26 protein-coding genes are annotated in these 25,685 nt (G+C 54.4%); 18 read left to right on the forward strand and 8 right to left on the reverse strand.

The features are described from left to right. Positions 1-41: 41 nt before the first annotated feature. Positions 42-719 (reverse strand): copper amine oxidase N-terminal domain-containing protein, encoded by a 678-nt coding sequence (locus tag KI367_RS27450; RefSeq protein WP_306433219.1) that lies wholly within the window; start codon positions 717-719, stop codon positions 42-44. Positions 720-859: 140 nt separating this feature from the next. Here KI367_RS27450 and KI367_RS06220 point away from each other — a divergent pair, with 140 nt between their 5' ends. After that, positions 860-1,414: a GNAT family N-acetyltransferase gene (locus KI367_RS06220; RefSeq protein ID WP_036708214.1), complete on the forward strand. Its 555-nt coding sequence runs from the start codon at positions 860-862 to the stop codon at positions 1,412-1,414. A 14-nt stretch (positions 1,415-1,428) separates the two neighbouring features. After that, positions 1,429-2,382 carry an aminoglycoside phosphotransferase family protein gene (locus tag KI367_RS06225; RefSeq protein WP_212948429.1) on the forward strand — a complete coding sequence of 318 codons (954 nt, stop codon included), beginning with the start codon at positions 1,429-1,431 and terminating at the stop codon, positions 2,380-2,382. A gap of 173 nt (positions 2,383-2,555) precedes the next feature. Here KI367_RS06225 and KI367_RS06230 read toward each other — a convergent pair whose 3' ends face one another. The 6 genes from KI367_RS06230 to KI367_RS27130 form a co-directional block, all read right to left on the reverse strand. Continuing rightward, entirely contained in the window at positions 2,556-2,852 is a 297-nt protein-coding gene (locus KI367_RS06230; RefSeq protein WP_160044472.1) for a YxcD family protein, read from the reverse strand. Between the two features lie 6 nt (positions 2,853-2,858). Further along, complete coding sequence (locus tag KI367_RS06235; protein WP_246536696.1) at positions 2,859-3,305, reverse strand: hypothetical protein; 447 nt, start codon at positions 3,303-3,305, stop codon at positions 2,859-2,861. A gap of 125 nt (positions 3,306-3,430) precedes the next feature. Beyond that, on the reverse strand, positions 3,431-3,991 hold the full coding sequence (locus KI367_RS06240) for a PadR family transcriptional regulator (RefSeq protein ID WP_212948431.1): 561 nt from the start codon (positions 3,989-3,991) through the stop codon (positions 3,431-3,433). A gap of 130 nt (positions 3,992-4,121) precedes the next feature. Beyond that, positions 4,122-4,697, reverse strand: a complete 576-nt coding sequence (locus KI367_RS06245; protein WP_212948432.1) for a beta-class carbonic anhydrase — start codon at positions 4,695-4,697, stop codon at positions 4,122-4,124. Between the two features lie 34 nt (positions 4,698-4,731). After that, positions 4,732-4,920 (reverse strand): iron-sulfur cluster assembly accessory protein, encoded by a 189-nt coding sequence (locus tag KI367_RS06250; RefSeq protein WP_212948434.1) that lies wholly within the window; start codon positions 4,918-4,920, stop codon positions 4,732-4,734. Between the two features lie 6 nt (positions 4,921-4,926). Further along, positions 4,927-5,055, reverse strand: coding sequence for an iron-sulfur cluster assembly accessory protein (locus KI367_RS27130; protein WP_246536698.1), 129 nt, complete (start codon positions 5,053-5,055; stop codon positions 4,927-4,929). 129 nt (positions 5,056-5,184) lie between these two features. Between KI367_RS27130 and KI367_RS06255 the strand changes: the two genes are divergently transcribed. From KI367_RS06255 to KI367_RS06275, 5 genes are all read left to right on the forward strand, one after another. Then, positions 5,185-6,702: a carboxypeptidase M32 gene (locus tag KI367_RS06255; RefSeq protein WP_212948436.1), complete on the forward strand. Its 1,518-nt coding sequence runs from the start codon at positions 5,185-5,187 to the stop codon at positions 6,700-6,702. A 231-nt stretch (positions 6,703-6,933) separates the two neighbouring features. Next, a complete protein-coding gene (locus tag KI367_RS06260; protein WP_212948438.1) occupies positions 6,934-7,944 on the forward strand; it encodes an ABC transporter substrate-binding protein in 1,011 nt (336 codons plus the stop codon). Between the two features lie 30 nt (positions 7,945-7,974). Next, positions 7,975-8,751 (forward strand): ABC transporter ATP-binding protein, encoded by a 777-nt coding sequence (locus KI367_RS06265; RefSeq protein WP_212948440.1) that lies wholly within the window; start codon positions 7,975-7,977, stop codon positions 8,749-8,751. A gap of 5 nt (positions 8,752-8,756) precedes the next feature. Continuing rightward, positions 8,757-9,602 (forward strand): ABC transporter permease, encoded by an 846-nt coding sequence (locus KI367_RS06270; RefSeq protein ID WP_212948441.1) that lies wholly within the window; start codon positions 8,757-8,759, stop codon positions 9,600-9,602. 157 nt (positions 9,603-9,759) lie between these two features. Further along, complete coding sequence (locus KI367_RS06275) at positions 9,760-10,740, forward strand: aromatic acid exporter family protein (protein WP_212948443.1); 981 nt, start codon at positions 9,760-9,762, stop codon at positions 10,738-10,740. A 76-nt stretch (positions 10,741-10,816) separates the two neighbouring features. Here the strand turns inward: KI367_RS06275 and KI367_RS06280 are convergent, their stop codons facing one another. Then, positions 10,817-11,242: a hypothetical protein gene (locus KI367_RS06280; RefSeq protein WP_212948445.1), complete on the reverse strand. Its 426-nt coding sequence runs from the start codon at positions 11,240-11,242 to the stop codon at positions 10,817-10,819. Positions 11,243-11,450: 208 nt separating this feature from the next. On the opposite strand from KI367_RS06280, the gene KI367_RS06285 reads away from it, so the two are divergent. From KI367_RS06285 to KI367_RS06335, 11 genes are all read left to right on the forward strand, one after another. Then, entirely contained in the window at positions 11,451-12,011 is a 561-nt protein-coding gene (locus tag KI367_RS06285) for an outer spore coat protein CotE (RefSeq protein WP_036708252.1), read from the forward strand. 124 nt (positions 12,012-12,135) lie between these two features. Then, complete coding sequence (locus KI367_RS06290; RefSeq protein ID WP_212948446.1) at positions 12,136-13,392, forward strand: putative amidoligase domain-containing protein; 1,257 nt, start codon at positions 12,136-12,138, stop codon at positions 13,390-13,392. 65 nt (positions 13,393-13,457) lie between these two features. Continuing rightward, complete coding sequence (gene mutS / locus KI367_RS06295; RefSeq protein ID WP_212948448.1) at positions 13,458-16,145, forward strand: DNA mismatch repair protein MutS; 2,688 nt, start codon at positions 13,458-13,460, stop codon at positions 16,143-16,145. A gap of 44 nt (positions 16,146-16,189) precedes the next feature. After that, positions 16,190-18,202, forward strand: a complete 2,013-nt coding sequence (gene mutL, locus KI367_RS06300) for a DNA mismatch repair endonuclease MutL (RefSeq protein WP_212948450.1) — start codon at positions 16,190-16,192, stop codon at positions 18,200-18,202. Between the two features lie 60 nt (positions 18,203-18,262). Continuing rightward, on the forward strand, positions 18,263-19,048 hold the full coding sequence (locus KI367_RS06305; protein ID WP_036708254.1) for a class I SAM-dependent methyltransferase: 786 nt from the start codon (positions 18,263-18,265) through the stop codon (positions 19,046-19,048). Next, entirely contained in the window at positions 19,032-20,024 is a 993-nt protein-coding gene (gene miaA, locus KI367_RS06310) for a tRNA (adenosine(37)-N6)-dimethylallyltransferase MiaA (RefSeq protein WP_246536699.1), read from the forward strand. The genes KI367_RS06305 and miaA overlap by 17 nt, the downstream gene beginning before the upstream one ends. Before the next feature lie 20 nt (positions 20,025-20,044). Continuing rightward, positions 20,045-20,284: an RNA chaperone Hfq gene (gene hfq, locus KI367_RS06315; protein WP_036708256.1), complete on the forward strand. Its 240-nt coding sequence runs from the start codon at positions 20,045-20,047 to the stop codon at positions 20,282-20,284. Between the two features lie 189 nt (positions 20,285-20,473). Beyond that, complete coding sequence (locus tag KI367_RS06320) at positions 20,474-23,164, forward strand: PBP1A family penicillin-binding protein (protein WP_212948452.1); 2,691 nt, start codon at positions 20,474-20,476, stop codon at positions 23,162-23,164. A gap of 230 nt (positions 23,165-23,394) precedes the next feature. Beyond that, positions 23,395-23,952, forward strand: a complete 558-nt coding sequence (locus KI367_RS06325; RefSeq protein WP_036708258.1) for a ribonuclease FAU-1 family protein — start codon at positions 23,395-23,397, stop codon at positions 23,950-23,952. After that, on the forward strand, positions 23,949-24,608 hold the full coding sequence (locus tag KI367_RS06330) for a YdcF family protein (RefSeq protein WP_212948454.1): 660 nt from the start codon (positions 23,949-23,951) through the stop codon (positions 24,606-24,608). The genes KI367_RS06325 and KI367_RS06330 overlap by 4 nt, the downstream gene beginning before the upstream one ends. Before the next feature lie 79 nt (positions 24,609-24,687). Further along, positions 24,688-25,674, forward strand: coding sequence for an AAA family ATPase (locus tag KI367_RS06335; protein ID WP_212948455.1), 987 nt, complete (start codon positions 24,688-24,690; stop codon positions 25,672-25,674). The last annotated feature ends 11 nt before the right edge of the window (positions 25,675-25,685 follow it).

The following is a 25,685-nucleotide window of genomic DNA, read 5'->3' on the forward strand; positions in this document are numbered from 1 at the left end:
CGTACGCCGTGTTGCGCAGTGCGGAACGTTTGGACTGCCGTTTATTTGATCGTGATTTTGAACGAATGATCGCCGGAGCTGTAGTCCATGCCCGCTCCCAGTCCTTTGACGATCACTTGCACCGGCACGTATGTAATCCCGTGTAGGATTTTGGGAGCCGCGCTGGCCGTTTCGGATTTGCCGTTGTAAAATACGGTGCGGCTTCCGATCGTTAGCGTGACTTTGGATTTGCCTTTGGCGACCCCGATCGTCCCGCTGCCCGGATCGTAATTCATGCTGGCTCCCAATGCGGTAACGAGATCCCGGAGAGGCACCAGATTGGTATTTTCAATGATTAAAGGCGCACTCGTGAAATTGATTTTGTTTCCATTGACGTATACCTTAAGCCCGGACTCTTTATAGGAAGGCGTTGGTTTTGCCGGTTTGGGCTTGGATGTTTGCGCACTGGAACGTTTCGAGGCCGAAGAAGAGCTGCTCGAAGACTTTTTGGAACCCGAAGAGGAGCCTCCTCCGTTATGGTAATGGTATTGGCCATATTCCAGGCCCCATCGGGAGCAATTGGTCCAGCAGGTATGGCCGCCACGGGCATCAGTTCTGCCCGGGTGTGCAGATGCGAGAGTGCCGGAAAGCAAAAATAGTAATGCAAAAGAACTAGTTAACCATCTTTTTTTCATAGTATGAACTCCTTGCTGGTATAATATTCCTATCCATGATAGCATATATAAGCATAATAGGGAATATTTTGATAGATTTTGAAGACAAGCCAGGTTTGGGAACAGACCAAGGTACCGGCTTTTTTGCGGTTGGCCCGAAGGCTTATAAACTACTTTCAGCGTGATCACAAAGGGGAGTCGTTTATATGGAGAACATCATCGTCCGGAAAATGACGAAAGAGGATTGCAGGCAACGAATCGACATCGATGACCGGTTTACGGTGGACTCGATTTTGCTTCTGTCGCTGCGGGACAATCGGATTGAATATACGGTCCAGCCCGTGCCAAGCTACGAAAAAAGCTATGAAGACGAACCATTTGAAGATATGGCGGAACCCGATGGCTCGATGTATATCGATCATCCGGATCAGGCCGTTTTTTTGGCGTTCGTGGAAAACCAACTGGCCGGGCAAATTGTCGTCAAACGCAATTGGAACGAATACGCATGCATTGAGGACATTAAAGTGGATCGAAAGTTCAGGCGGCATGGGGTCGGAACGAAATTGGTGGAACAAGCCAAACGTTGGGCGAAAGCGAGCGGAATGCCCGGTCTCATGTTGGAAACGCAAAACAATAACGTCCGCGCATGCAAGTTTTACGAACGCTGCGGCTTCTTTATCGGCGGATTCGACATGCAGGTATATAAAGGGATCAACAAGGATACGGATGAGGTTGCGATGTATTGGTATTATATATTTTAAAGGGAGGAGGGCCTATGAACGACATCTTTTTCATGCTGAAAAATCATTATAGTATTGAGGCAAACGACATTGTACCCCAGCAGGGAGGCTGGGCGGCACTCGCTTACAAAATACGTGCAGGCAGCCGCCGTTACTTTCTGAAAATGTATGAAAAAAGAAGAGCGTCGACGCCCAAATGGACGGCCTTGATCGATGATTATGCCCCCATTCTCGGATGGCTTTCGCAAAATAGCAATTTAAAAGGCAAAGTTCCCGTGCCGCTTTTAACGAATCGTGGCAACTACAAGTGCGAAGATGGCGAAGGAATCTACATGCTTTACGATTTTATCGACGGAGAAACGGTCGGTGAGAAAAAAATGACCGCGGCGCAGGTTGCCCAGCTTTCGGAAATTATCGCGGAACTTCATTCCTACGGGGAGGAGATACCGGTAAACACGGATAGGGTTAAAGAAGATTTTGACGTACCGTTTTTGCGGCAGCTCAAGATTGCCTTGGATCAGGATTGCAAGCGGCTGCCAGGCGATGTTGAAGCAGTGGTTCAGCCGCACTTGGAACAGATTCGTAATTGGATCAATCGGGTAGAGGAATTGTCGAAATCTTTGAAAAAAGAGCACGTCCGATTAGCCTTATGCCATACCGACCTTCATCCTTGGAATCTGATGCAAGCCGGCCGGCAGCTGATGTTGATCGACTGGGAAGGGTTGAAATTGGCGCCCGTCGAATCGGACCTGATGTTTTTGATCGATGAGCCTTATTATCCTGATTTTCTGAAGGTGTATCGCAATCAGCATGAAAACTTCGAACTCCATCCCGGTGCCCTTCGGTTTTATCAAGGCCGGCGCAAGTTGGAGGATGTTTGGGAGTTTATGGAGCAGCTTTTATTTGACCGACAGACGGACGCGGAAAGAGCAAATACGATGGCAAGCCTCGCGAAAGAACTTGAAGAAATCGGCGGAAGCGTAGGATAGTCCGGGGTAGTCCGCCATTTCGTACGCGGCAACGTTTAGCGGCTATCGAGTACGGATCAGCGGCCGCTTCTTCCGGAGGGGGTTACGTTTAAACCAAGACGTGTGCATTCTCCCGCATAAAATAAAAGCCCGGGACCGAGGTCCCAGGCTTCATCATTCCAAAGCGGTATATATCAGTACGCTTGTTCCATTTCCACATCGACATGCGCGGTGATCTCTTCATCCAGATCCAGCGTAATCTGCTCGCGGTACGCGCGAATATTGTATTCGCTGTACAGATAACGCATGATGGCTTCGATCATGTTCGATTCCACCAAATACTGGCTGCGCCCCTCAGCCCAGACCTCTGCGCTGTAACCCGTGTCTTCGTCCCAGAATAGCTCGACTTGAACGTCCTGCGGACGAATTTGTTTGCGTTCGGCGATATGCAGGCAGATCGCGTTGACGATTTCATCCATGGTCAGTACCAGCATGGCTTAATACCGTCCGTTGCGCGTATCCGGTTTGCGCCGGTTCTTGAACGCTCTGACCGCTGCGACGACGAGGGCGATGATAACGTAGATCGCAAGCAGGTTGACGAGAAGTCCAAGGATGTTGCCGAAGAAGCCCATGTTGCCGAACAATCCGCCGAACAGCATGCCGGCCAGGCCGCCGATCATCAGGCCTTTAAAGAAGCCGCCGCCGCTGAAGAATCCGCGTTTCTGAGGAGCGCTTGTCGAAGCATTGCTCGTATTCGTGGATTTTTTGTAATTGTCCGACGTCGTCGATTTTTTTGGCGTGTTGGTGAAACCCTTCGTGCCGGATCTGAAGCCACCGCCGCCGCCGCGACGGGCATCCGCGTTGTCCGCCGGTACCGTGACCGCGAAGATAAACGTAAACGCCATGACAATCATGATCCATTTCTTGATCGATTTGTTCATCATGAAGTAATAACCCTCCCGAATATTTTGCTGGCATGTATAGGCTGCCTACTATGCTTTACGTGCTTAGTATCTTAAAGTTTCATTTTTTAATAAAAAAATATACAACAACTTAAATTTTTTTGGCTTCAATTCACCGTTTGGGCCGGCGCTTCTTTGGCCTGCTGCTCCCTTAGCATGCCCAGAACCCACTCGCACCAATCTTTTCCCGCGGTCGCGTTGAATATGCCTTTTTGGATGAGAATGTAGTCATAAAACTCGCGATGGCCGAAAACACGCTTTTCCTCCGGGATGCTTTCCATCATTTTATGGAACGATTCGAGCCTGCGCGTAAAATACACTCTTCTCGTCTCCACGATATCGATCGCGTTGTCGCGGTCGGTCAGCCACATGCAGAACGTTTTCATCGAAAGCTCATCCCGCGTGACCGGGTCGGGAAGAGGCATGTACATCCATTCCTTCAGTTTGCGAATCCCGCTATCTGTGATCGAGTAGATTTTTTTATCGGGCTTTTCCGACTGTTTGACCCAATGCGAAGTAAGGAATTCCTTTTCCTCCATTTGCGCCAGAAGAGGATAAATTTGACTGTGCTTGGCCTGCCAGAACGGCTGAATTTTCAGCATAACGTCATAGCCCGAGGAAGGTTCCCGCGCCAAAAAAGCCAATAATCCGTAGGATAACGTATTCATTTGCAATGTCTCCCATACGTGATATGTTCTTTCAACCCAAAGTGTACACTTAAACTGTATGGTTTTCAACCTGAGCAAACAAAAACACGGATACAGGTATCCGTGTTTTGACAATTTTATGAATGATACGTTATTTTGCCGATGTATCCTCGTAGCCGTCGACCACCAGATCAAGCGCGCCGGTGTTCGGATCGATGATCATGCCGTGTACGGGCACGCCGGCAGGCAGGAGAGGGTGGTTTTTGATCAGGTCGACGGTTCCCGTCACGCCTGCTTTAATGTCCTTGAATCCGCGCAGCCAGCTGTTCAGATCGATGCCGGAATGTTCGAGCGTCGACAGCACTTCCTCCGAAATGCCGCGGTTTCTGATTTCCTGAATCATATGATCGCCGTCCAGCGCCGCCATGCCGCAATCCAGGTGGCCGACAACGATCACTTCGTCCGCTTTCAGCTCGTACAGGGCGACGAGAATGCTCCGCATGACGCTGCCGAACGGATGGGAAACGATCCCGCCGGCGATTTTGATGATTTTGACGTCACCGTTTTTCAGGTTCATCGCTTTCGGAAGCAGTTCGACGAGACGGGTGTCCATGCAGGTGATGACGACCATTTTTTTGTCGGGAAACTTGCCCGTCAAATATTTTTCGTATTCTTTGTCTTCAACGAATTGACGGTTATACTGCAAAATTTCGGATACTTGGCTCATGGTGCAACACTACCTTTCGTTAAAAAATATGATTCTACCGTTGATCCAGCAAGCGGATACTTTTGCCGTACAGCCGGCTGTCCCCGAAGAGACGGAAGGAAGGGTACGTTTCTTCGGAATCGAGATACAGGTTCTCTTCGAAGTATACGGCATGGTCCCGGTTGATGACAAAGTGGAAATGCTCGCTATGTATCGGCAAATCGTCTTTGTCGGGCGCGGGCACGATTCATCATGCCGGAATGCCGTTCGCTCCGCAGCCGCATCCTTCCGAGTCGAAGACAAGCCTGACGGGTGAAGGGGCGTCCCCGATCTTTCGGCGCAAAAAACGCGCCGCCCGTTCAGAGATTCGCATATTCATGGCGCGCCCGCCCTCCCCGTGGTTTCGGCAATCCTTCTACGAACATTTCGTATTAAATATTGATTATACTTTCCGCAAAAAGTATCATCAAGAGGGAAGGTAAAAATACGTGGCGAGGTGAAACCTAAAATGGAAACAGACTTGAAAGCAAAATTGGAAGCATTTATGGAACTTGTCCGCAAAATTAGCGCATATAACGAAGCGATCTCGCTGATGCATTGGGACCTGCGCACAGGCGCGCCGCGCAAAAGCGTGGAGCTTCGTTCCGGCGTCATCGGCACCTTGTCCGCAGAGCAGTTCAAGCTGCGCGTCTCGGACGAAATGGGAGAGTACATAGCCTTTTTTACCCGGCCGGAAGTCGACAGCCAGCTGGATGAAACGACCCGCCGCGTCGTGAAGGAATGCAAAAAGGACTACGACGAAAACAGACGGATCCCCGCGAAAAAAATCGAAGAGTTCTCCGTGCTGTCCGCGCATACGCAAACGATTTGGGAAGAAGCCAAAGCCAACGACGACTTTGCTTCGTTCGAGCCGAACCTGGCCAAAATCGTCGATTTGCTGAAAGAGTTCATCGGATACTGGGGCGTCAAGGGAACGACGTACGACACGCTCCTCGATAAATACGAGCCGGATCTGACCGTAGCCAAGCTCGACGAAGTGTTCGGCCGGCTGCGCGACCGTCTGGTGCCGCTCGTTGCGGCCATTCAAGCATCTCCGAACAAGCCGGACACGACGTTCCTGGACCAAATTTTCGAACGGGAGCAGCAGGAAAAGATGGGGCTGTTCATCCTGGAGCAGATGGGTTACGACTTCGATGCCGGACGCCTCGACGAAAGCGTGCATCCGTTTGCCATCGGACTGAACTCCGGCGACGTGCGGATCACGACCCATTATTTGCAGGACGACGTGACCAGCGCGCTGTTCAGCTCCCTGCATGAAGGCGGACATGCCTTGTACGAGCAAAACATCAGCAAGGATTTGGCGGGCACGCCGCTTGCGACCGGGACGTCGATGGGCATCCACGAATCCCAGTCCCGCCTGTGGGAAAACATCATCGGCCGCAGCCGCCCGTTCTGGGAGCGTTATTACCCGGATCTGCAAAAACATTTCCCGCAGCAGCTCCAGGACGTCTCGCTCGACGACTTCTACCGTGCGGTGAACCGCGTGGAAAATTCCTTAATCCGGATCGAATCGGACGAGCTGACGTACAATCTGCACATCATCATCCGTTACGAAATCGAGAAAATGATTTTTAACGAAGGGTTGGAAGTGAAGGACCTGCCGAAGGTATGGAACGAAAAATACCGGGAGTACCTCGGGATCACGCCTCCGAACGACAGCCTTGGCGTCCTGCAGGACGTCCACTGGTCGGGCGGGGATTTCGGATATTTTGCGTCCTACTCCCTCGGCAACATGTACGCGGCCCAAATCATGAACACGATGAAAAAAGAGCTGCCGGAGCTGGATCGATACATCCGCGAAGGCAACCTGATTCCGATCAAGGAATGGCTGACCGAAAAAATCTACCGCTTCGGCAAAAGCCTTACGCCGGCCGAGATTATCATGCACGTGACCGGCGAAGAACTGAATCCGGATTACCTGGCCGACTATCTGGAAGAGAAGTATAAAGAAATCTACAAGCTTTAAGCGAAAAAACAGCGACCAAAACCCCTTGAGCCGATTCGCGCATGCATCCAGCAGCGGATCAAAGCTCGGGGGTTTTTTGTTCTTTCTTGGGCAGCCGGCGAGGAAACATCCTGGCGTCGTTTCGTTTTCCAGGGCAGCCATTCCTTGTTTCCTGGCACTCGAAGGAATAACCCTTTGCTGGGCGCCTGCATATGATGGCAGTAGGCTAATGAAGAGGATGGAGGAAGGCGTATGACGAAAGGCAAACGCGGAATCTGGATCGGACTTTTCTCCCTAGTCCTGTGCGGAATGGTATTTTCGGGCTGCTCAGGCAGCGACGCCGCCCAAAAGGTAAAGGTAGGGGAAGTCACGAGATCGGTTTTCTATGCCCCTGAATATGTGGCGCTGGAAAAAGGATTTTTTAAGGAAGAAGGGCTCGATGTCGAACTGCAGACGATTCCGGGCGGCGACAAAACGATGACGGCGTTGTTGTCGGGTGCCATCGACGTCGCCTTGGTGGGCTCGGAAACTTCGATTTACGTGTATCAGCAGGGTTCGGAGGATCCGGTCGTCAATTTCGGCCAAGTGACGCAGACGGACGGCACGTTTTTGATGGCGCGAAATGCCGAAGGGGAGCTTGATTGGAACAACGTCAAGGGGAGCACGTTCCTCGGCCAACGAAAAGGCGGCATGCCGCAGATGGCGGGCGAGTTCGCGCTGAGGAAGCATGGCATCGACCCGCGTCAGGATTTGAACCTGATCCAGAACATCGATTTCGCCAACATCGCTTCGGCGTATCTGTCCGGAACCGGAGACTACGTGCAGCTGTTCGAGCCGCAGGCGTCGATTTTCGAAAAAGAAGGCAAAGGACGCGTCGTGGCTTCCTTCGGGGAAGAAAGCGGCAGACTTCCTTATACGGTGTTTATGGCGAAGCAGAGCTACATCAAAAAACACGGCGACACGGTGCAAAAATTCACGAACGCGCTGCAAAAAGCGCAAAACTGGGTGCAGCAGCACAGCCCGGAAGAAATCGCCGATGCGATTGCTCCTTATTTTAAGGACACGGACAAAGGCATCATCGCTTCGGCCGTCAAACGCTACAAAGATCAAGGAACGTACGCGGCGGACCCCGTCGTGGACGAGGAGGAATGGAACAACCTGCTGGATGTCATGAGCCAGGCGGGAGAACTGAAGGAGAAGGTGCCGGCAAACGCGATCGTCGACAACAGCTTTGCCGAAAAAGCCAAATCTTCCGTCAAATAGCATTCCGAACGCCGAAAGGAGAATGGAAGCATGGAGCCGGTAGTCGAATTAAAGCATATCACACACGTATACGTCAGTGACCGCGAAGCCTCGCTGGCCCTGGACGGTTTGGATTTGCAGGTATATCCGGGGGAGTTCGTGAGCCTTGTCGGACCCAGCGGGTGCGGCAAGACGACGCTGCTCTCGATCATCGCCGGGCTGATGAAGCCCACGAAAGGCGAAGCATTCGTGTACGGACGGAAAGTGGATGGACCCACGGCCGAGGTCGGATATATGCTGCAGCAGGATTATCTCTTCCCGTGGCGCACCATTTTCGAAAATGCCTCGATCGGTTTGGAGCTTACGGGACGGCTTGATCAGGAGCATCTGGCGCGCACCGGCGCTTTGCTTGAAGAAATGGGCCTTTCGGATGCCCGCAATCTTTATCCGCAGCAGTTGTCGGGGGGCATGAGGCAGCGCGTCGCGCTGGTGCGAACCTTGACGACCGATCCCGGCATCCTGCTGCTGGATGAGCCGTTTTCCGCGCTCGATTACCAGACGAAGCTGCAGCTCGAAGACCTGATCGCAGGGACGCTTCGCGAAAAAAACAAAACGGCGGTACTGGTGACGCATGATTTGTCCGAGGCCGCCGCCGTCAGCGACAGGGTCATCGTGCTGGGAAGCCGTCCGGGCAAAATCCGCAAATCGTTCGACGTGCCGGAACATATTCGCAGCGCAAGACCGCTGCTTGCAAGGGAGCAAACGGGTTTTAACGAATTGTTTCATGACATTTGGCGCGAAATGGAGAGCGCCGGAGATAAGGAGTGAGGGGAATGTCAGCTGTGGACGGCCGCATCGGCGCAAGAGCGCCCGCTCTTTCGGAAGACGGCATACAGGCGCTGCATGCAGCGCATCTCAAACGCCAAAAAAGACAGCGGCTGCAGGTGTTTTCGGTTCAAATAGCGATCCTGCTGTTGTTTTTTGCGTTGTGGGAACTCGCCGGCAGGCTGAAATGGATCGACGTGCTGCTGTTCAGTTACCCGTCGAAAGTATTCGCCCAGATCGGCAAGGACGCCGCGAGCGGCGAGCTGTGGGGACACCTCGGCATCACGGTCGGCGAAACGGTGGTCGGATTCGTGCTCGGGACGCTGCTTGGCACGCTTATTGCGGTGCTGATCTGGTGGTCCCCGTTTTTGTCCAAGGTGCTTGACCCGTATATGGTCGTATTCAACAGCATGCCGAAGGTCGCCTTAGGCCCGATTTTTATCGTCATGTTCGGGGCGGGTTTTTTGTCCATTACGGTGACGACGCTGTCGATTACCGTGATCGTGACGACCTTGGTCGTATATAACAGCTTCTGCGAAGTCGATGCGAATCTGATCAAGGTGGTGCGCGTTTTCGGAGGCACAAGGACGCAGGTGTTCCAAAAAGTGATTTTGCCCGCATCCTTTCCTACGATTATATCCACGCTGAAAGTCAACGTGGGCATGGCTTGGGTCGGCGTCATCGTCGGCGAGTTCCTAGTGGCGAAAATGGGGCTCGGTTACTTGATCATTTACGGCTTTCAGGTGTTCAATTTTACGCTTGTGCTGTCTAGCCTGGTGATCATTGCCGTCGTTGCGACGGGCATGTACCAGCTTGTGGTTTACGTCGAACGCAAGCTGCTGACGCACCGGTGACAGCCTGGGATTGCGGATATTATGAAGAGTTTGACTTTGCCTTAAGAGCTGACAGGCCTGCGTAACATTGTGTTGGCCGCCGAAATCCGATACCATGGAATACGTCAAAAGAGGAGAGGATTGTTCAAATCCTGCTGCAAAAGAAAGAGGCGGTTTCATGGGCTTTCGGGTCATTAAAACGGCGATTGCGACCCTGATGGCGATCCTGGTGGCCGATGCGCTTGGCGTGACGGGACCGCTGTCCGCAGGTCTGCTGGCCGTGCTGGGCGTGGACGTCACCCGCAAACGGAGCATCAAAACGATTTCGGCCAGGTTTTTCGCGTCTCTTCTGGGTCTCGTTTTCGCCTGCGTGTTGTTTGAAATGTTGGGCTTCCATTATTGGGTGCTGGCGATTTATATTTTGGTCGCTTTTCCGGCCATCGCCCGCGCCAATTTCAAGGAAGGCATCGTCACGAGTTCGGTCGTGGTATTCCGGGTGTACGGGAACGGCAGCATCACGATGCAGTCGCTTTGGACGCAGATCGAGCTTTTGGTGATCGGGCTCGGCTCGGCGCTGATCGTCAATTTGGCGTATATGCCGCGCGCATCCGACCAAATGGTTGAAATCCGCAAACGGGTGGATAAGCAGTTCTCGATCATCTTTTCCAAGATCGCCGAGTCGCTGCGCAATCCCGACGATATATGGGACGGGAAAGAAATCATCGAAGCCGGCAAGGAAATCCGGAAGGGAAAGGAAGCCGCGCACCGGGCGATGGAAAACCAGATGCTTCATCCGGACGAAACCTGGAGCATTTATTTTTACATGCGGAAAGAGCAGCTGGAGTCGATCCAGAACATGATGCAGCTGGTTTCGCATGTTTACCGGAAGCTGCCGCAGGCCGACGACGTCGCCGAACTGTTCGATCAGCTCAGCCGCGACGTCACGGAGGAGATCTACACCGGACGGACGGAATTTCTGCTGAGCCGTCTGGAGGAGGAATTCAAGCGGATGGAGCTGCCCGCAACGCGGGAGGAGTTCGAAATCCGCTCGGCGATTCTGCAGCTGAACCGCGAGCTTTCGCTTTATCTCAAATTGGCCAAAAAAAATAAAGCGCCGACCTCGGTGGCCGCAAGAAAAGCCGCCATCGCGTCGAAATGAAAGGCAATCGCAAAACCCCTGCCCCAGGATTCCGAAGAACCTGACCGGGCAGGGGTTTTGTTTGCAACGGGCGCGTTCACTCCACATGATCCGGCGGGAAGTCCCCGCCCTCCGACACCAGCTTGACTCCCGCGGGACTGACCTCGTACTCCCAGGAATAACTTAAATTTCCCTCCGCAGGCGCCCCTTCTGGCCTGAAATCTTTCGCGTTCCACGTTTCCGTCAGCATGACGACGTAGACCGCGCCGCTTCGTTTTTTCGCGGCGGACGCGAACGTACCGGGGACGCGCATTCCCGGATCCGGACCGCCCCCGTGGATGATGCCTTCGATTTTGCCCTCCGTTTCGGGGAAATGGATGCACTGCTCTTGGCGGATCACCTTGGCGATGGCGTCATCGGCCGAAAACGGCTCGTCCCCAGGCGGCCCGGACGCGGCGGCGCAGCCTCCCAGAATCCCTCCGAAGAGCGGCAGCAGGCAGGCCATTCTCTTTATCTTCTTCATTCGGCTTCACGCTCCATAAGAGCTAAGCTCTCTTGAATTTATTTTCTAAAACGCGGCGTCCGGCGGAAAAGTTGCGTTTTTTCGAGAATCGCCCTCATTCTTTTTCGGAAAGGAAGAATAATATTTCATACATTTATGCTCGTTTAATCAACAAATGCCTATGTCCTGCATACACTTAAGTGAATGATTGTATGGAGGAGGTTCAAAGATGTCATTAAGCGATAAACATCAATGTAGAGAGATCATCACGAAAGCGATCTGCGGCAAGGGTCGTAAGTTCTCTACCGTAACACATACCGTGACACCGCCTCATAATCCGACCAGTATTTTGGGGGCTTGGATTATAAACCACCAGTACGAAGCGGTTGCCGCAGGCGACGGAATTGAAGTTATTGGTACTTACGATATCAACATCTGGTATTCCTATGACAAAAACTCTCAAACCGACGTCGCGAAAGAAACGGTATCTTATGTAGAATTAGTCCCGCTTTCGTACCTGGATCCGAAACACCGGGCTTCAACCGTGGAGGTTTCAGCGGAGGCCACGCAGGAACCGAGCTGCGTTGAAGCCAGTGTTTCGTCAGGGGGAGGCAATGTCATCATCCGGGTAGAACGCGAGTTTCGTGTGGAGCTGGTGGCCGAAACCAAAGTTCGTGTGCTCGTGTGCGGCAGAGGCCATGGCGATTACGAAGACAAGGAATTCGATTTCAGCGACGACGGGGATTATGAAGATTTGGATCCTGATTCGCTGGATGACGATGAATTGTAAATCGCGGAAGCTGGAAAAGAGGTATGGTTTAATATATGACGAGAGGGCGGCGGCGTAGAGGGCGGATGCCCTCCTTTTTTATTTTTTTGCCAAAAAAATTTCGTTTGCGAAGGGAAGGGAGCCCATGGACAGTCGGGAAGAAGCGGAACGTTTCGGAAGCTGGTCCGTCCAGCTCAGGCATTCGCGCTTGCAAAGATCGGGAATCGGCTCGCTGCTCGTTCAGGGCGGAAAGCGGGACGGTCAGGAGGTGTACCGGCGCAGGTACGCGGTTCATGCCTCGGGACTGCAGGCGATCGAAATCGCAAGCGTGGAGGGAGCGAACCGGAATTTGCGCACTCCGATCGCGTTAAGCCGGGACCGGGCTTCCTCCCCTTCCCTGCTGAGGCAGCTGGAAAAAATGGCCGTTCGCAGCCTTTATACGCTGGGGCTCAGCGCGGGCGAGGTGATTTTGGTTTCCGCCGGAGGCGAAAGGAGATATGCGGTCGAGGAAGTGACGCCTTCCGCTTGGATCGGCAGCCGGCGGCTGAGATCGCTTTACGAGCGGGCGCAAAAGGAGCAGGAGCGCAGGCAGGCGGAGGGTCTGGAAGGCGGCTTGCCCCTCATGCTCGGCATGGATCCGGAATTCCTGATCGTGGATCCAGCGAGAAGCGGGGAGGTGGTGCCCGCATCCCGGTTTCTCGACAAGGAAGGGGAAGTGGGGTGCGACGCCGTTCACGGGGAAGGCGGGATATCGTATCCGATCGCGGAGCTGCGCCCGGAGCCGAGCGAAAGTCCGCGCGGCCTGCTCATCGGGCTGATGCGGACGCTCCGCATGGCAGGCGAGATGATCGGCGACCGTTCCCTCCACTGGCTTGCCGGAGGGATGCCGAAATCCGGTCTGCCCCTCGGGGGGCATTTGCATTTCAGCGGGATTGCGCTGACCGCGGAGCTGCTGCGGGCCCTCGATAATTATTTGACGCTTCCCGTTTCCGTCCTGGAGGCGCCAAGCAGCCAGAAGAGGCGCCCGAAGTACGGATACCTCGGGGATTTCCGCAGGCAGCCCCACGGCGGCTTCGAGTACCGCACGCTGCCGAGCTTTCTCGTGTCTCCGATGTTGACGAAAGGCATCGTGTATACGGCGCATTTGATCGCCACGAATCACGCTGAGCTGACGCGCCGCCCGCTGGATGAAGAAGAGCGGCTCCACAGGGCGTATTACGCCGGGCAGCGGGACGTTATCCGGGAATATTTGGAGCCGCTGCTCGCGGACCTACAGTCCCTTGCGGAGGAAAAAGAGGCCCAAAAGCACATCCTGCCTTTGCTGAACCGCATCCGGCAAGGAGGGACGTGGAACGAAAGCCGCGATATCCGGCCGCTATGGAATATTCCATTTCGCCCCTGATGATGAACTCCCTCCGATTTCTGCTATAATAGGGCGTGAGCAAAGTTCGAGTGTGGAGGTAAGTCATGGCAAAATATACGCCAATGATTGAACAATATTTGGCAATCAAGGAACAAGCACAAGATGCATTCCTTTTTTTTCGTTTAGGCGATTTTTACGAAATGTTTTTTGAAGACGCCGTGAAGGCGTCCAGGGAACTCGAAATTACGTTAACCGGCCGGGAAGGCGGCGGGGACGAGCGCATTCCGATGTGCGGGGTTCCGTATCATTCGGCCGAAGGCTACATACAGCGTTTGATCGAAAAAGGATATAAAGTCGCGATTTGCGAGCAAATGGAGGATCCCGCCGTCACCAAAGGGATGGTGCGCAGGGAGATCGTCCGGGTGGTCACGCCGGGGACGATCATGGAAGGCAAAACCGTTGCCGACAAATCCAATAACTACCTGGTGTGCGTCACGGAAAGCGACCGGATGATGGCGCTCTCCGCATGCGATATATCGACGGGCGAATTGTACGTCACCTCGGTGCCGTCCTCCGTCGAATGGCTGCGCGACGAAATCGGCATTTACGAGCCGGCGGAAATCATCGGCGACAGCCGCATGCTGGAGCTGATCCAAGCGGAGCAAATCCAGTGGAGCCGCCCGATCGTATATACCCCATGGGAGAAAAAAGAAGAAAACCTGGTGCGAAGCCAATTCGGGGAAGCGGCGTGGGCAAGGCTGGATCCGGAGCGCCGCCGCTGCGTCGCCGTTCTGATCTCGTACTTAAGCGAGACGCAGCGCCGCTCTTTGGGGCAGCTGACGCAGATCGCGCCTTACGAACCGGGCAATTACATGATCTTGGATCCGTTCACGCGCCGGAATCTGGAGCTTGTCGAGACGGTGCGCGACCGTTCGAAAAAAGGCTCGCTGCTCTGGCTGCTGGACCGCACGCAGACGTCGATGGGAGCGCGCCTCCTGCGGAGATGGATCGACAAACCGCTTCTGCAGCGGGGTGCGATTGAAGAGCGCCTGGAAGCGGTCGATCACTTGTACAACCAGTTTATTTTGCGGGAAGACCTCAAAGCTTCCTTGGACGAAATTTATGACTTGGAACGCCTCGTGGCCCGGATCGCGTTCGGAAGCGCCAACGGGCGCGATTTGAACGCGTTAAAAGTGTCGCTTCAGCAAATTCCCGCCCTGAAGGAGCTTTGTGCGTCCTCGGCTTCCGCGACCTTGCGCCGCATCGCAAGCGAAATGGACGACTGCCGCGATTTGAGCGAAGCCATTGAACGGACCATCGTCGAGGATCCTCCGGTGTCCGTCAGGGACGGAGGGCTGATCAAGCCGGGATGCAGCGAGCGTCTGGACGAACTGAGGGAAGCAAGCACGAACGGCAAAAAGTGGATCGCCGAGCTGGAAGCGAAGGAACGGGAAGTCACGGGGATCCGGTCGCTCAAAATCGGATTCAACAAGGTGTTCGGCTATTATATCGAAGTGACCAAAGCCAACGTTAGCTCCCTGCCCGAAGGCCGGTACGAACGCAAGCAAACGTTGACCAACGCGGAACGGTACGTTACGCCGGAGCTGAAAGAGAAGGAAGGCCTGATCCTTGAAGCCCAGGAAAAAATGGTCGACTTGGAGTACGCCCTTTTCGCCGAGTTAAGGGATAAGCTGGCCGCCGAGATTTCGAGGCTGCAGCACCTTGCCGAGAAGGTGGCGGAGATTGACGTTTACCAGTCGCTCGCCGCGGTCAGCGCCGAGCAAGGGTTCGTGAAGCCGGTGCTGACGGACGGCTACGATCTCGTCGTCGAAGCCGGGCGCCATCCCGTCGTGGAGGCGGTGATGAAGGACGCTTCCTTCATCGCCAACGAAACGCGGCTGACCCGCGACGATGCGGCGATTCTGCTCATAACCGGCCCGAACATGGCCGGGAAAAGCACGTACATGCGCCAGGTGGCCCTTATTTCGATCATGGCCCAAATCGGCAGCTTCGTGCCGGCGGGCAAGGCTGAAGTGCCGATGGTCGACCGGATTTTCACCCGGATCGGCGCGGCCGACGACCTGATCGGCGGGCAGAGCACGTTTATGGTGGAAATGGCCGATATCCAGGTCATGACCGAAAAAGCGACGCCGCGGAGCCTGATCATCATCGATGAGCTCGGCCGCGGCACGTCGACCAGCGAAGGCATGGCCATCGCCCAGGCCGTCATCGAATACGTGCATGACACCATCGGCTGCAAATCGCTGGTTTCCACGCATTTCCATGAGCTTGCCCATCTGGAAGAAAGCCTCCATCGTTTAAGAAATTACTCGATGGCCGTGCAGGAAAGCGGGGAAAACGTTCACTTTCTGCGCAAATTGGTGCCGGGACCCGCAAGCAGCAGCTACGGCATCTATTGCGCTCGGCTGGCAGGGCTCCCTTCTTCGATCATCGGACGGGCTTACGACTTGCTGCAAGGGATCGAGCACGGAGCGGCCCAAGCGGCTGCGGCCGCGGAAGCTGCGGAAGCTGCGGAACGCCCGCCCGTGACAAGCCCGGTTGCGGAAGAACCGGCCAATCCGGAGGCGCCGGCCGGGGCCGTCGTGCAGCTGTCGATTTTCGGCGAAGAAGAAGCGCTGCCGACGCCCAAAACGGCACCGCCCGCCGATAAGCCCGATCCGGCGATCGGCCAGATCGTGGACGCGATCAAAAGCGTGGACGTCATGAACATGACGCCGCTTCAGGCCATGCAGCTGCTCAACGAGCTCAAGATGAAGGCCAAGGATTTGTAACGGACGGATTATACGGCAAGCAAGAAAATGAAGGGGTGACGGATATGGCCAAAATTCATATCTTGGACGAGCATATTGCCAACCAAATAGCCGCCGGCGAAGTGGTGGAGCGCCCCGCTTCCGTCGTGAAGGAGCTGGTGGAAAACTCGATCGACGCCGGGGCGACCCGCATCGACGTTCACGTCGAAGAAGGCGGCCTGGAGAGCATCCGGGTAACCGACAACGGCTCGGGAATCGAGCCGGATGACCTGCAGACGGCTTTCTACCGCCACGCAACGAGCAAAATCGGCAGCAGCCGGGATTTGTTCCATATCACGAGCCTCGGCTTCCGGGGCGAGGCTTTGCCCAGCATCGCGGCCGTCGCCAAAGTTCAGCTGACGACGGCCGGCGGCGACGACGGGCTGGGCCGACGCATCCGCGTCGAAGGCGGCAAGCTGCTGGCGGAAGAAGATTCGCCGGCGCCGCGGGGGACGGATATCCAGGTAAAAGAGTTGTTTTTTAATACGCCCGCCCGATTGAAATACATGAAAACGATCCAGACGGAACTCGGCCACGTGTCCGATTATATGTACAGAATCGCCCTTTCCCACCCGGAAATCGCGATCACGCTCCGGCACAACGAAAACCAGCTGCTCAAAACGCTCGGCAACGGGGATCTGCTGCAGGTCATCGCGGCCATCTACGGGACGCAGGCAGCCAAAGCGATGCTGCCGGTCCAGGCGGAAAACCTCGACTTTGAGCTCAGCGGTTTCGTCAGCCTGCCCGAATGGACAAGATCGAACCGGAACGGCGTGTCGACGATCGTCAACGGCAGATACATCCGCAATTACGGGTTGAATCAGGCGATCCAGCGGGCCTACCATACGCTGCTCCCGATTAACCGGTACCCGCTTGCGGTGCTGGAGATCAAGATGCACCCGTCTCTCGTGGACGTGAACGTGCACCCGGCCAAGCTGGAGGTTCGCTTCAGCAAAGAGCAGGAGCTGTATCCGTTCATCGAGGAGAGCATCCGCCGGGTCCTCCGGCAGGAGGTGCTCATTCCTCAGGCGGTGAAGCAAAACATCGGCGGAAAAAACAGCGGTTCCTTCATCCAGGAGCAGTTCCATTTTCCGAATCGGAGCGCTCCCGCGCCTTTGGCGGACCATAAAGGGGAGGCGGCGGCCGCGCTGGAAAACGCGTCCGGGCCCGTTTCGGCCGTTCCGGAAAACCGCCCTGCGCCCGAGCCGATGATCGCTACCGACTCCCAGGCTCCGGTTCAAAAGCTTCAGGTTCGTCCGGCTGACGGAAGCGGCGGTTCGTACGGAAGCCCCTCCCAGGATGCATGGACGGCCGGAAACGGAATGGTCAGGGAGACGCGCCCGGCATCGTACCGGGAATGGGCCGCCCCTTCCCAGCAGCGGGTAAGCCCCAGCTCGAATCCCGGGCTGGCAAGCCGGCTGTTGGAGGCATCGGCGGACGCTCCCGCAGACATTCCGCCGTTTCCGGAACTGACGCTGATCGGGCAGCATCACGGCACTTACCTGATCGCCCAAAACGATCAAGGCTTGTACCTGATCGACCAGCATGCGGCCCATGAACGCGTCAACTACGAATATTATTATGAAAAATTCGGGCAGCCTGCCGATGCTTCCCAAGAGCTCCTGCTGCCGATCACGCTGGAGTTTACCCCATCCGAAGCGGAGCAGCTGAAAGACAAGCTGCAGTGGTTCGAACAGGTCGGCGTTTATTTGGAACATTTTGGCGGTCAAACCTTCCGCGTGCGCTCCCTCCCGTATTGGTTCCCGAAAGGCGAAGAAAAATCGCTGATCGAGGAAATGGCGGAGTGGGTGCTCGGTGAACGCAAAATCGACCTTGCCAAGTTGAGGGAGAAATCTTCGATCCTCTGTTCCTGCAAGGCTTCGATCAAAGCCAACCAGAAGCTGACCGAGGATGAGGCCAAAACGCTGATCGAACGTTTGGGAGCGTGCAGGCAGCCGTATACATGCCCTCACGGGCGGCCGATCGTCGTTTCATTTTCTACCTATGATTTGGAAAAACTGTTTAAACGGGTCATGTAAAACGGCGGCCCATCTTGAAGGACATCACCGAAAACTATACAAGCAGGATTGGAGAACGTCATGATCATTACAACAGGGGATAAGGCAGGGGAAGCCGTTATTCGCCGGGCCGAAGCCCTGGCCTCCCGAACCGGGGGCATCTACGTCCCGAGGCGCCATACGCCGCTCGGCAAAATGTCCAGGGCTTACGGGGACGACGACATCATCGTCGTGCTGGACGGCGGGGCGAGGCTGGTCAGACCCGGGGAGGAGCCGATGGAATTTCATCCCAGCATGGGGTTCATCCGTGCGAAACGCATTTTGAAGGGCGAAAGCGACCCGATGCTCGATGCCGCTTCCATGCATCCGGGCGACAGCGTGCTGGACTGCACCGCCGGGCTTGGAACCGATACGCTCGTGTTTTCCGTCAAGGGGGGGCCAGGTTCCCGGATTACGGCGGTGGAGAGCTCGGCTTCCCTGTCGGCGCTTCTGACCGAAGGTTTGGCCCATTATACCTCCAACGTGGAAGAGATCAACGAAGCGATGCGCCGCATCCGGGTCGTGAACGGCCATCATTTGGACGTGCTGCGCTCGATGCCGGACCGTAGCGTGGACATCGTTTATTTTGACCCGATGTTCCGCGAACCGCTGATGGATTCCTCGGCGATTCGGCCGCTCAGGTGGTTTGCGAACAGCGATCCGCTTTCTCCGGACAGCATCAAGGAAGCCGTCAGGGTTGCCCGGAAAACGGTGGTGCTGAAAGAAAAAAGAGGCAGCGGGGAATTTGCCCGTCTCGGGTTTGCGGAGGAAACCCGGGCACATTCAAAAATTTCTTATGGAGTGATCACCGTTGACAGGGATAAATGAGCCCCGGAACAAACCGAAGCTGCTGGTGCTCGTCGGACCGACGGCCGTCGGTAAAACGCGGCTGAGCATAGAGCTGGCGAAAGAATGGAACTGCGAAATCATTTCCGGCGATTCGATGCAGGTATACCGGGAAATGGATATCGGCACCGCCAAAATCGCGAAGGAAGAGATGGAGGGAATCCCCCATCATCTGATCGATATCCACAACCCGGACGAGCCGTATTCCGTGGCCGAGTTTCAAGAGGAATGCCACCGCCTCATCCAGGAAATCCATGGGCGGGGCAAGCTGCCTTTTATCGTCGGCGGAACCGGCTTGTACGTCGAATCGGTCTGCTACGACTATCGGTTTGCCCAGGTGGGGGAAGACAAAGCTTTTCGGGACGAACAGATGGCATTCGCCGAAAAAAATGGGGCGGAAGCGCTGCATGCCAAACTGAAGGCGGTAGATCCGGCCAGCGCGGAAAAACTCCATCCCAACGACCAGAGACGAATTATTAGGGCTTTGGAAATCTTTCATTTGACGGGCATCCCCCTATCGTCCCAACTTGAGGGGCAAACCCGGGAGTCTCCTTACCGATTATGCCTGCTCGGTTTGACAATGGATAGGCAAATGCTATATAAACGTATTGAAGCCCGCATTGACGAAATGCTGAAGCAGGGTTTGGTAGAAGAAGTGTCTTCGCTGCTGAACAAGGGCTACGGAACCGACCTGGTCTCGATGCAGGGGCTGGGTTACAAACAGATCGCAAGCTATCTTCAAGGTCGCGAATCCCTCGAAGACGCTGTTGCGGTCCTCAAGAGAGACACCCGCCGGTTTGCCAAACGCCAGCTGTCCTGGTTCCGCCACATGAAGGAAATTTCATGGGTGGACGTCACGGAGCCCGTAAATTTTTCTGCTAAAATGGCGGAAATCCGTGATATAATAGCAGGAAAGTTTCTCTCAAATCTTGAATATACTTCAAAACAATCTAAATGAAACGTTGGGGGTACGGATAAATGAACAAATCCATTAATATCCAAGATACATTCTTAAACCAGCTGCGCAAAGAAAATATCCCAGTGACCATTTTTCTCGTGAACGGATTTCAGATTCGCGGCACCATCAAAGCATTTGACAACTTTACCGTTGTCGTGGATACCGACGGTAAACAGCAGATGCTGTTCAAACACGCGATCTCTACGGTTACGCCTCAACGCAATGTTTCATTGATGCAGGAGACGCAAAACGAGGGCTAACGCCGGAATTTGAAACTTTTCTGGATGATTTTCGTTTAAGTATATAGACAGCAAGGGGGAGCGGGGCGGCCGAACCGCACGCTTGCCGGAGATGTCTGTAGGCATAGAAAATGGAGCGGAGCAACCTTGACAAGGTTGTTCTTTTCATTCCAAAACCGAAAATCGTCCTAAAGGGAGTCAGGAGGCACCATGGATAACAATAAACTGTCGCGGACGGGCAACAGAAACAAAGAACAACCGTCCAAGACGCCCAAAAAGAAGAAAAGAAAGCTGTCAGGCAAACGCATCTTTTGGACTTTGTTTTTTACGTGCGCCATTGCGGTATTTTGCGCATTGGCAGGGTACTTGTACATCTCCGTCAACGGGGAGAGGCTGTATCAGGCGAACAAGGACAAAATTTCGGTGCATGAAAACTCCAAGGTGTATGACCGCAACGGGAACGTGATGGGCGAGCTGTCGCTGCAAAAAAGCGACCCGGTCAACAGCGAGGACATTCCGAAGCTGCTCAAGGAAGCTTTTGTCGCGACCGAGGATAAACGGTTCTACGAGCATAGCGGCGTCGACCTTTGGTCGATCGGCCGTGCGGCGGTCAAGGACATCATCGCCCGCTCCAAGGTGGAGGGCGGCAGTACGATCACGCAGCAGCTGGCGCGAAACATTTTCCTGACGCGCGACAAGACGTTTTTCCGTAAGGCGACGGAAGTGTCGATCGCGCTGGCTTTGGACCGGAATTTGTCCAAAGATGATGTTTTGACGATGTACTTGAACCGGATCAACTTCGGCGGCCAGATTTACGGCATCAAGGAAGCGTCGAAGTATTATTTCGGAAAAAGCGATTTGAATCAGCTGGAATTGTGGGAGATGGCCACACTCGCGGCGATGCCGAAGGGGCCGTCGAAATACAATCCGCTCCGTAATCCCGAGCTGTCCATGCAGCGCCGCGCGGTCGTCTTGAACTTGATGGCCGAGCAGGGCTACATTACGGCCGAAGAAGCGGAGAAGGCGAAAAAGGTCGTTTACGACTACGAGCCGCCGAAGAAAAAGCAAAACTACCAGAACTTTATGGATTACGTCATGAACGAAGCCGAGGATGTCACGGGCCTTAGCGAAGACGATCTGAACATCGGCGGCTATAAAATTTACACCACGATGGACGCCAACGCCCAGAAAGTGCTCGAAAAAGAATTCGCCGATGCGTCGAACTTCGAGAAGGGCAAAGACGATCAGCTCGTGCAGGGCTCAATGGTCATCATGAACCAGGAGAACGGCTCGCTCGTTGCGCTGCTCGGCGGACGCGATTATGAACGCAAAGGCTACAGCCGCGTCACGAACAGCCGCCGCCAGCCGGGTTCGGCATTCAAGCCGATCGTCTCTTATGCGCCGGCTATCGATTCAGGGGATTTTAACATGAATTCGCGGCTGAGCAACGAGAAACAGTGCTTCGGCAATTATTGCCCGACGAACCTTCACGGGTATTCCAGCACGATCAGCATGGAAGACGCGATCACGAAATCGGAGAACATCCCGGCGGTATGGCTGCTGAACCAAATCGGCGTCAAAAGGGGATATGATTTCGCGACGAAGCTGGGCATTCAGCTGACGGAAGAGGACAAAAACCTGGCGATGGCGCTCGGCGGCATCAGCAAAGGCACCAACACGCTGGAAATGGCGCAGGCATACGGGGCGTTCGCCAACGGCGGTACCTTCTATAAAGCTTATTCGATTAAAAAAATCGTGGACAGCGACGGCAAAGTTGTCTATGAACACAAGGACAACGGCGAACGGGTCATGAAAGAAAGCACGGCTTACCAAATGACCCAGATGATGCAAAACGTCGTCAACAGCGGTACGGGCCGCAAAGCCCGGATCGACAGACCGGTTGCGGGCAAGACGGGGACGACCCAAAGCGGGATCAAAGGTTACAAGTCCAACCGCGACGTCTGGTTCGTCGGCTACACGCCGGAACTGACGGCCGCCGTATGGATGGGTTACGACAAACCGGACAAAGACCATTTGCTCCATAACAGCAGTCCGCTTGCCGCGGCGTTCTGGGGCAAAGTGATGAAGCAGGCGCTTGAAAACTTCCCTGAGAAACAGTTTAAAGTGCCTGAAGATCTGAAGGTCAAAGAACCGGAACCGCCTGCACAAGAGTTGACCCTGCATGTCAGCGGGTTGATCGCAAGCTACAGTCCGGACACGCAAACCGTATCCTTATCTTGGAACGGTGAGAACAGCGATAAAGCCGTTTACCGCCTCTACCGCAAAGCGTCGTCCGAAGCGGACTTCTCGGTGCTGCAGGACGGCATTCCGACGACAAACATCGATGATATCGGAACGGTCGCCGGCGAAACCTATGAATATTACGTCGTCGCCGTTTCTCCGGAAACCGGCCAGCAGTCCGATCCCTCTAACACGGTGAAAGTCACGATCGAGCCGCAGCCGGACGATCAACTGCCGCCTCCGGATGAAAACACGGGAGATAACGGGCAAAACGGCGACGGAACGAACGGACAGGACCCTAACCAGGACGGCGGCTTCGATAACGGTCAAGGGAACGTTGATCAAGGCAGCGGCCAGGACCAAGGCAACGGCAATAACAGCAGCGGCACTAACGGTAACGGGAATCATGGCAACAACGGCAACAATAGCGGCAGCAACGATCATTCAAACGGTAACGGTAATGGAAACGGCAACGGTAACGGAAACGGTCAGCAAAGCGGCAATGACGGGTCCGGCTTCGGAAACGGTGACTCGGGCGGCGTAACCGTACCGCCGGACGGCGGCGACGGCAGCACAACCGACCAGGGTAGCATCGAAAGTTTCCAAACCCCGGATAATACCGGTACAGTTCCGATTCAAAACGAAAGCAATAACCCGTAAGGCGGATCAAGAGCCTCCCATCGTTTGGGGGGCTCTTTTTCTTTTTGCCGGAGAGGACTCCGGGCGGCGCCAAACCGTGAGGAAACGGTCAATCGCCTTGTCAAAGGAGAGGCATCCGCAGTTTTTTCTTCTACTTTAGCCTGCGGTTGCGCTATATTAATGGTATATATTTTGAGTGTGTTTCCTAAATGTGATAAGCTGAAGCTAACATATTGGAGAGGGAAATTTCCATGAAACGAAAATTTGGAGATCGCGCGAACTGGCGCCGGATTTCCCGCCGGCGTTTTGCCTGCCGTTATGTGGAAAGCGAGAAATTTACCGGCTACATAACGCTCTACACCATTTACAATTTAAAAGAGCCGCTGTGGAAGCATTATGGAACCCATACGTACCGGATTGCCGATAAAGGTTATTCTTGGCTGCAATATTTTCCGAAAAACAGCCATTATATCGTGACGGCCATGTTCGATGAACGCCAGGAAATCATACAGTGGTACATTGACACCTGCAAAACGCAGGGCGTGACCGAGCAGGGCGTCCCTTGGTTTGATGATCTGTATTTGGACATCGTCGTCCTGAGAAACGGAGAGGTATTTCTGCTGGACGAGGATGAGCTGGAGGAAGCGCTCGCCCGCGGCGTCATCACGAAGGAAGATTACATGCTGGCGACGACAACGGCCAGGGAGGTATTGCATGCGATCAATGCCCATACGTTTCCGTATTTCCTGATGTCGTTGGACCATCGCAAGCGGCTGTTCGAGAATGGAGATTTCAGGAGGAAAACATGAACGGTTATGAACAAGGAACTGTCGTCCTGACGAAAAAAAGGCGCTCCCCTTTGAAACTGGCGCTTGCCATCGTTGCGGCGATGATCATCGCCGGGCTTTTGTGGTCCGGTTACGTGTATTGGAAAATGGACCGCGCGGCAAGCTCGGTCCTGAACGGGCCGCGCGACGTCGGCATCGTTTTGGGCGCCTCCATGTGGGGGGATGCCCCCAGCCCGGGGCTGAAGGAAAGGCTCGACGAAGCCCTGAAGCTGTACAATGAGAAGAAATTCAGCTATATGATCGTCAGCGGCGGATTGGACAAACCCGGCAATCAATATACGGAAGCGGAAGGGATGAGGAATTATCTCGTTCAGCATGGCGTTCCCGAATCGGCCGTCATTTTGGAAAATAAGGCGCGCAGCACTTACGAAAACCTGCTGTACAGCAAACAAATCATGAAAGAACGGGGATTCAAGAGTGCGGTAATCGTCACGCACCAATATCACGGAATGCGCTCCAAGGATATTGCGGATTTTTTGGATTACGAGGATCCCAAGCTTGGCCTCACGGAGTCCAAAACGCTGCAAATGAAATACCATAAGCCGCGCGAGGTACTCGCCTATACCAAATGGAAGGTCGATGAGCTCCTGCTGTGGCTCGGCTGGAAAAAGGGCTGAAACTGCTAATAACCGCCACCGAAGTAGAATACATTGAATAGAGAAACCATCTTGCGGAAGAATATGAGGTGATGGATGCATGAACGGGCGTGTTGCGGCCGCGAACGGCCGGCCGGAAGGCAGGCCATCCAGACAAATCAATGTGATTTTACGCAGCCAGGAGCCTCCTGTACTCAGCAGCGCCGTCCCGGAAAAGGAACCGGTGCCGGCGCAAAAAAACGTTGTACAGCACACCTTGTACCAGGAAATTCAGAAAGAACTGGATAAGTTGGTAGGCCTCGAAAATATTAAGGAGTTCGTGTTTGAAATTTACGCCCTGTTGCAAATCTCGCATATGCGCCAAGAAGCGGGCCTTGTGAGCGGAGGGCAAGTATATCATATGGTTTTCAAAGGAAACCCGGGAACGGGGAAAACGACGGTGGCGCGGATCATCGCAAAGCTGTTCCAGAAGATGGGGGTGCTCAGCAAAGGGCACTTGATCGAAGTGGAACGAGCGGATCTCGTCGGGGAATACATCGGACACACCGCCCAGAAAACAAGGGATTTGGTTAAAAAAGCGCTCGGCGGCATTCTATTTATCGATGAGGCGTACAGCCTCGCCCGCGGCGGGGAAAAGGATTTTGGCAAAGAAGCAATCGATACGCTCGTCAAGGCGATGGAAGACCATAAAAACCAATTCGTGCTGATTTTGGCGGGGTATTCGGAGGAGATCGATTATTTTCTGCAGACGAATCCGGGACTGCCTTCACGTTTTCCCATCCAGGTAGAGTTTCCGGATTATTCGGTGGATCAGCTGATTCAAATTTCCGAACTGATGTCCAAGGAACGGGATTATATTTTGATGCCGCAGGCGATCATGAAGCTTAGGCAGCACTTGATTCAGGAAAAAAACGAAACCGAGCATGCCTTCAGCAACGCCAGATACGTACGCAACACGATCGAAAAAGCGATACGCAATCAGGCCGTCAGGCTGCTGAACGTATACGCGAATACGAATCCCGGGAAGCTTGAACTCATGACGCTCAGGACCGAGGATTTCAAGCTGGAGACGAAAGGTTCGACGTAAGGCTGGGAATG

Source organism: Paenibacillus cookii, from assembly GCF_018333375.1.
GTDB lineage: Bacteria > Bacillota > Bacilli > Paenibacillales > Paenibacillaceae > Paenibacillus_AQ > Paenibacillus_AQ cookii.

Coding starts and splice junctions, on each gene's coding strand:
- KI367_RS27450 (WP_306433219.1), bottom strand. CDS start 719: ATGCTATCATGGATAGGAATATTATACCAGCAAGGAGTTCATACTATG.
- KI367_RS06220 (WP_036708214.1), top strand. CDS start 860: ATGGAGAACATCATCGTCCGGAAAATGACGAAAGAGGATTGCAGGCAA.
- KI367_RS06225 (WP_212948429.1), top strand. CDS start 1,429: ATGAACGACATCTTTTTCATGCTGAAAAATCATTATAGTATTGAGGCA.
- KI367_RS06235 (WP_246536696.1), bottom strand. CDS start 3,305: ATGATGAACAAATCGATCAAGAAATGGATCATGATTGTCATGGCGTTT.
- KI367_RS06240 (WP_212948431.1), bottom strand. CDS start 3,991: ATGAATACGTTATCCTACGGATTATTGGCTTTTTTGGCGCGGGAACCT.
- KI367_RS06245 (WP_212948432.1), bottom strand. CDS start 4,697: ATGAGCCAAGTATCCGAAATTTTGCAGTATAACCGTCAATTCGTTGAA.
- KI367_RS27130 (WP_246536698.1), bottom strand. CDS start 5,055: ATGAATATGCGAATCTCTGAACGGGCGGCGCGTTTTTTGCGCCGAAAG.
- KI367_RS06255 (WP_212948436.1), top strand. CDS start 5,185: ATGGAAACAGACTTGAAAGCAAAATTGGAAGCATTTATGGAACTTGTC.
- KI367_RS06260 (WP_212948438.1), top strand. CDS start 6,934: ATGACGAAAGGCAAACGCGGAATCTGGATCGGACTTTTCTCCCTAGTC.
- KI367_RS06265 (WP_212948440.1), top strand. CDS start 7,975: ATGGAGCCGGTAGTCGAATTAAAGCATATCACACACGTATACGTCAGT.
- KI367_RS06270 (WP_212948441.1), top strand. CDS start 8,757: ATGTCAGCTGTGGACGGCCGCATCGGCGCAAGAGCGCCCGCTCTTTCG.
- KI367_RS06275 (WP_212948443.1), top strand. CDS start 9,760: ATGGGCTTTCGGGTCATTAAAACGGCGATTGCGACCCTGATGGCGATC.
- KI367_RS06280 (WP_212948445.1), bottom strand. CDS start 11,242: ATGAAGAAGATAAAGAGAATGGCCTGCCTGCTGCCGCTCTTCGGAGGG.
- KI367_RS06285 (WP_036708252.1), top strand. CDS start 11,451: ATGTCATTAAGCGATAAACATCAATGTAGAGAGATCATCACGAAAGCG.
- KI367_RS06290 (WP_212948446.1), top strand. CDS start 12,136: ATGGACAGTCGGGAAGAAGCGGAACGTTTCGGAAGCTGGTCCGTCCAG.
- mutS (WP_212948448.1), top strand. CDS start 13,458: ATGGCAAAATATACGCCAATGATTGAACAATATTTGGCAATCAAGGAA.
- mutL (WP_212948450.1), top strand. CDS start 16,190: ATGGCCAAAATTCATATCTTGGACGAGCATATTGCCAACCAAATAGCC.
- KI367_RS06305 (WP_036708254.1), top strand. CDS start 18,263: ATGATCATTACAACAGGGGATAAGGCAGGGGAAGCCGTTATTCGCCGG.
- hfq (WP_036708256.1), top strand. CDS start 20,045: ATGAACAAATCCATTAATATCCAAGATACATTCTTAAACCAGCTGCGC.
- KI367_RS06320 (WP_212948452.1), top strand. CDS start 20,474: ATGGATAACAATAAACTGTCGCGGACGGGCAACAGAAACAAAGAACAA.
- KI367_RS06325 (WP_036708258.1), top strand. CDS start 23,395: ATGAAACGAAAATTTGGAGATCGCGCGAACTGGCGCCGGATTTCCCGC.
- KI367_RS06330 (WP_212948454.1), top strand. CDS start 23,949: ATGAACGGTTATGAACAAGGAACTGTCGTCCTGACGAAAAAAAGGCGC.
- KI367_RS06335 (WP_212948455.1), top strand. CDS start 24,688: ATGAACGGGCGTGTTGCGGCCGCGAACGGCCGGCCGGAAGGCAGGCCA.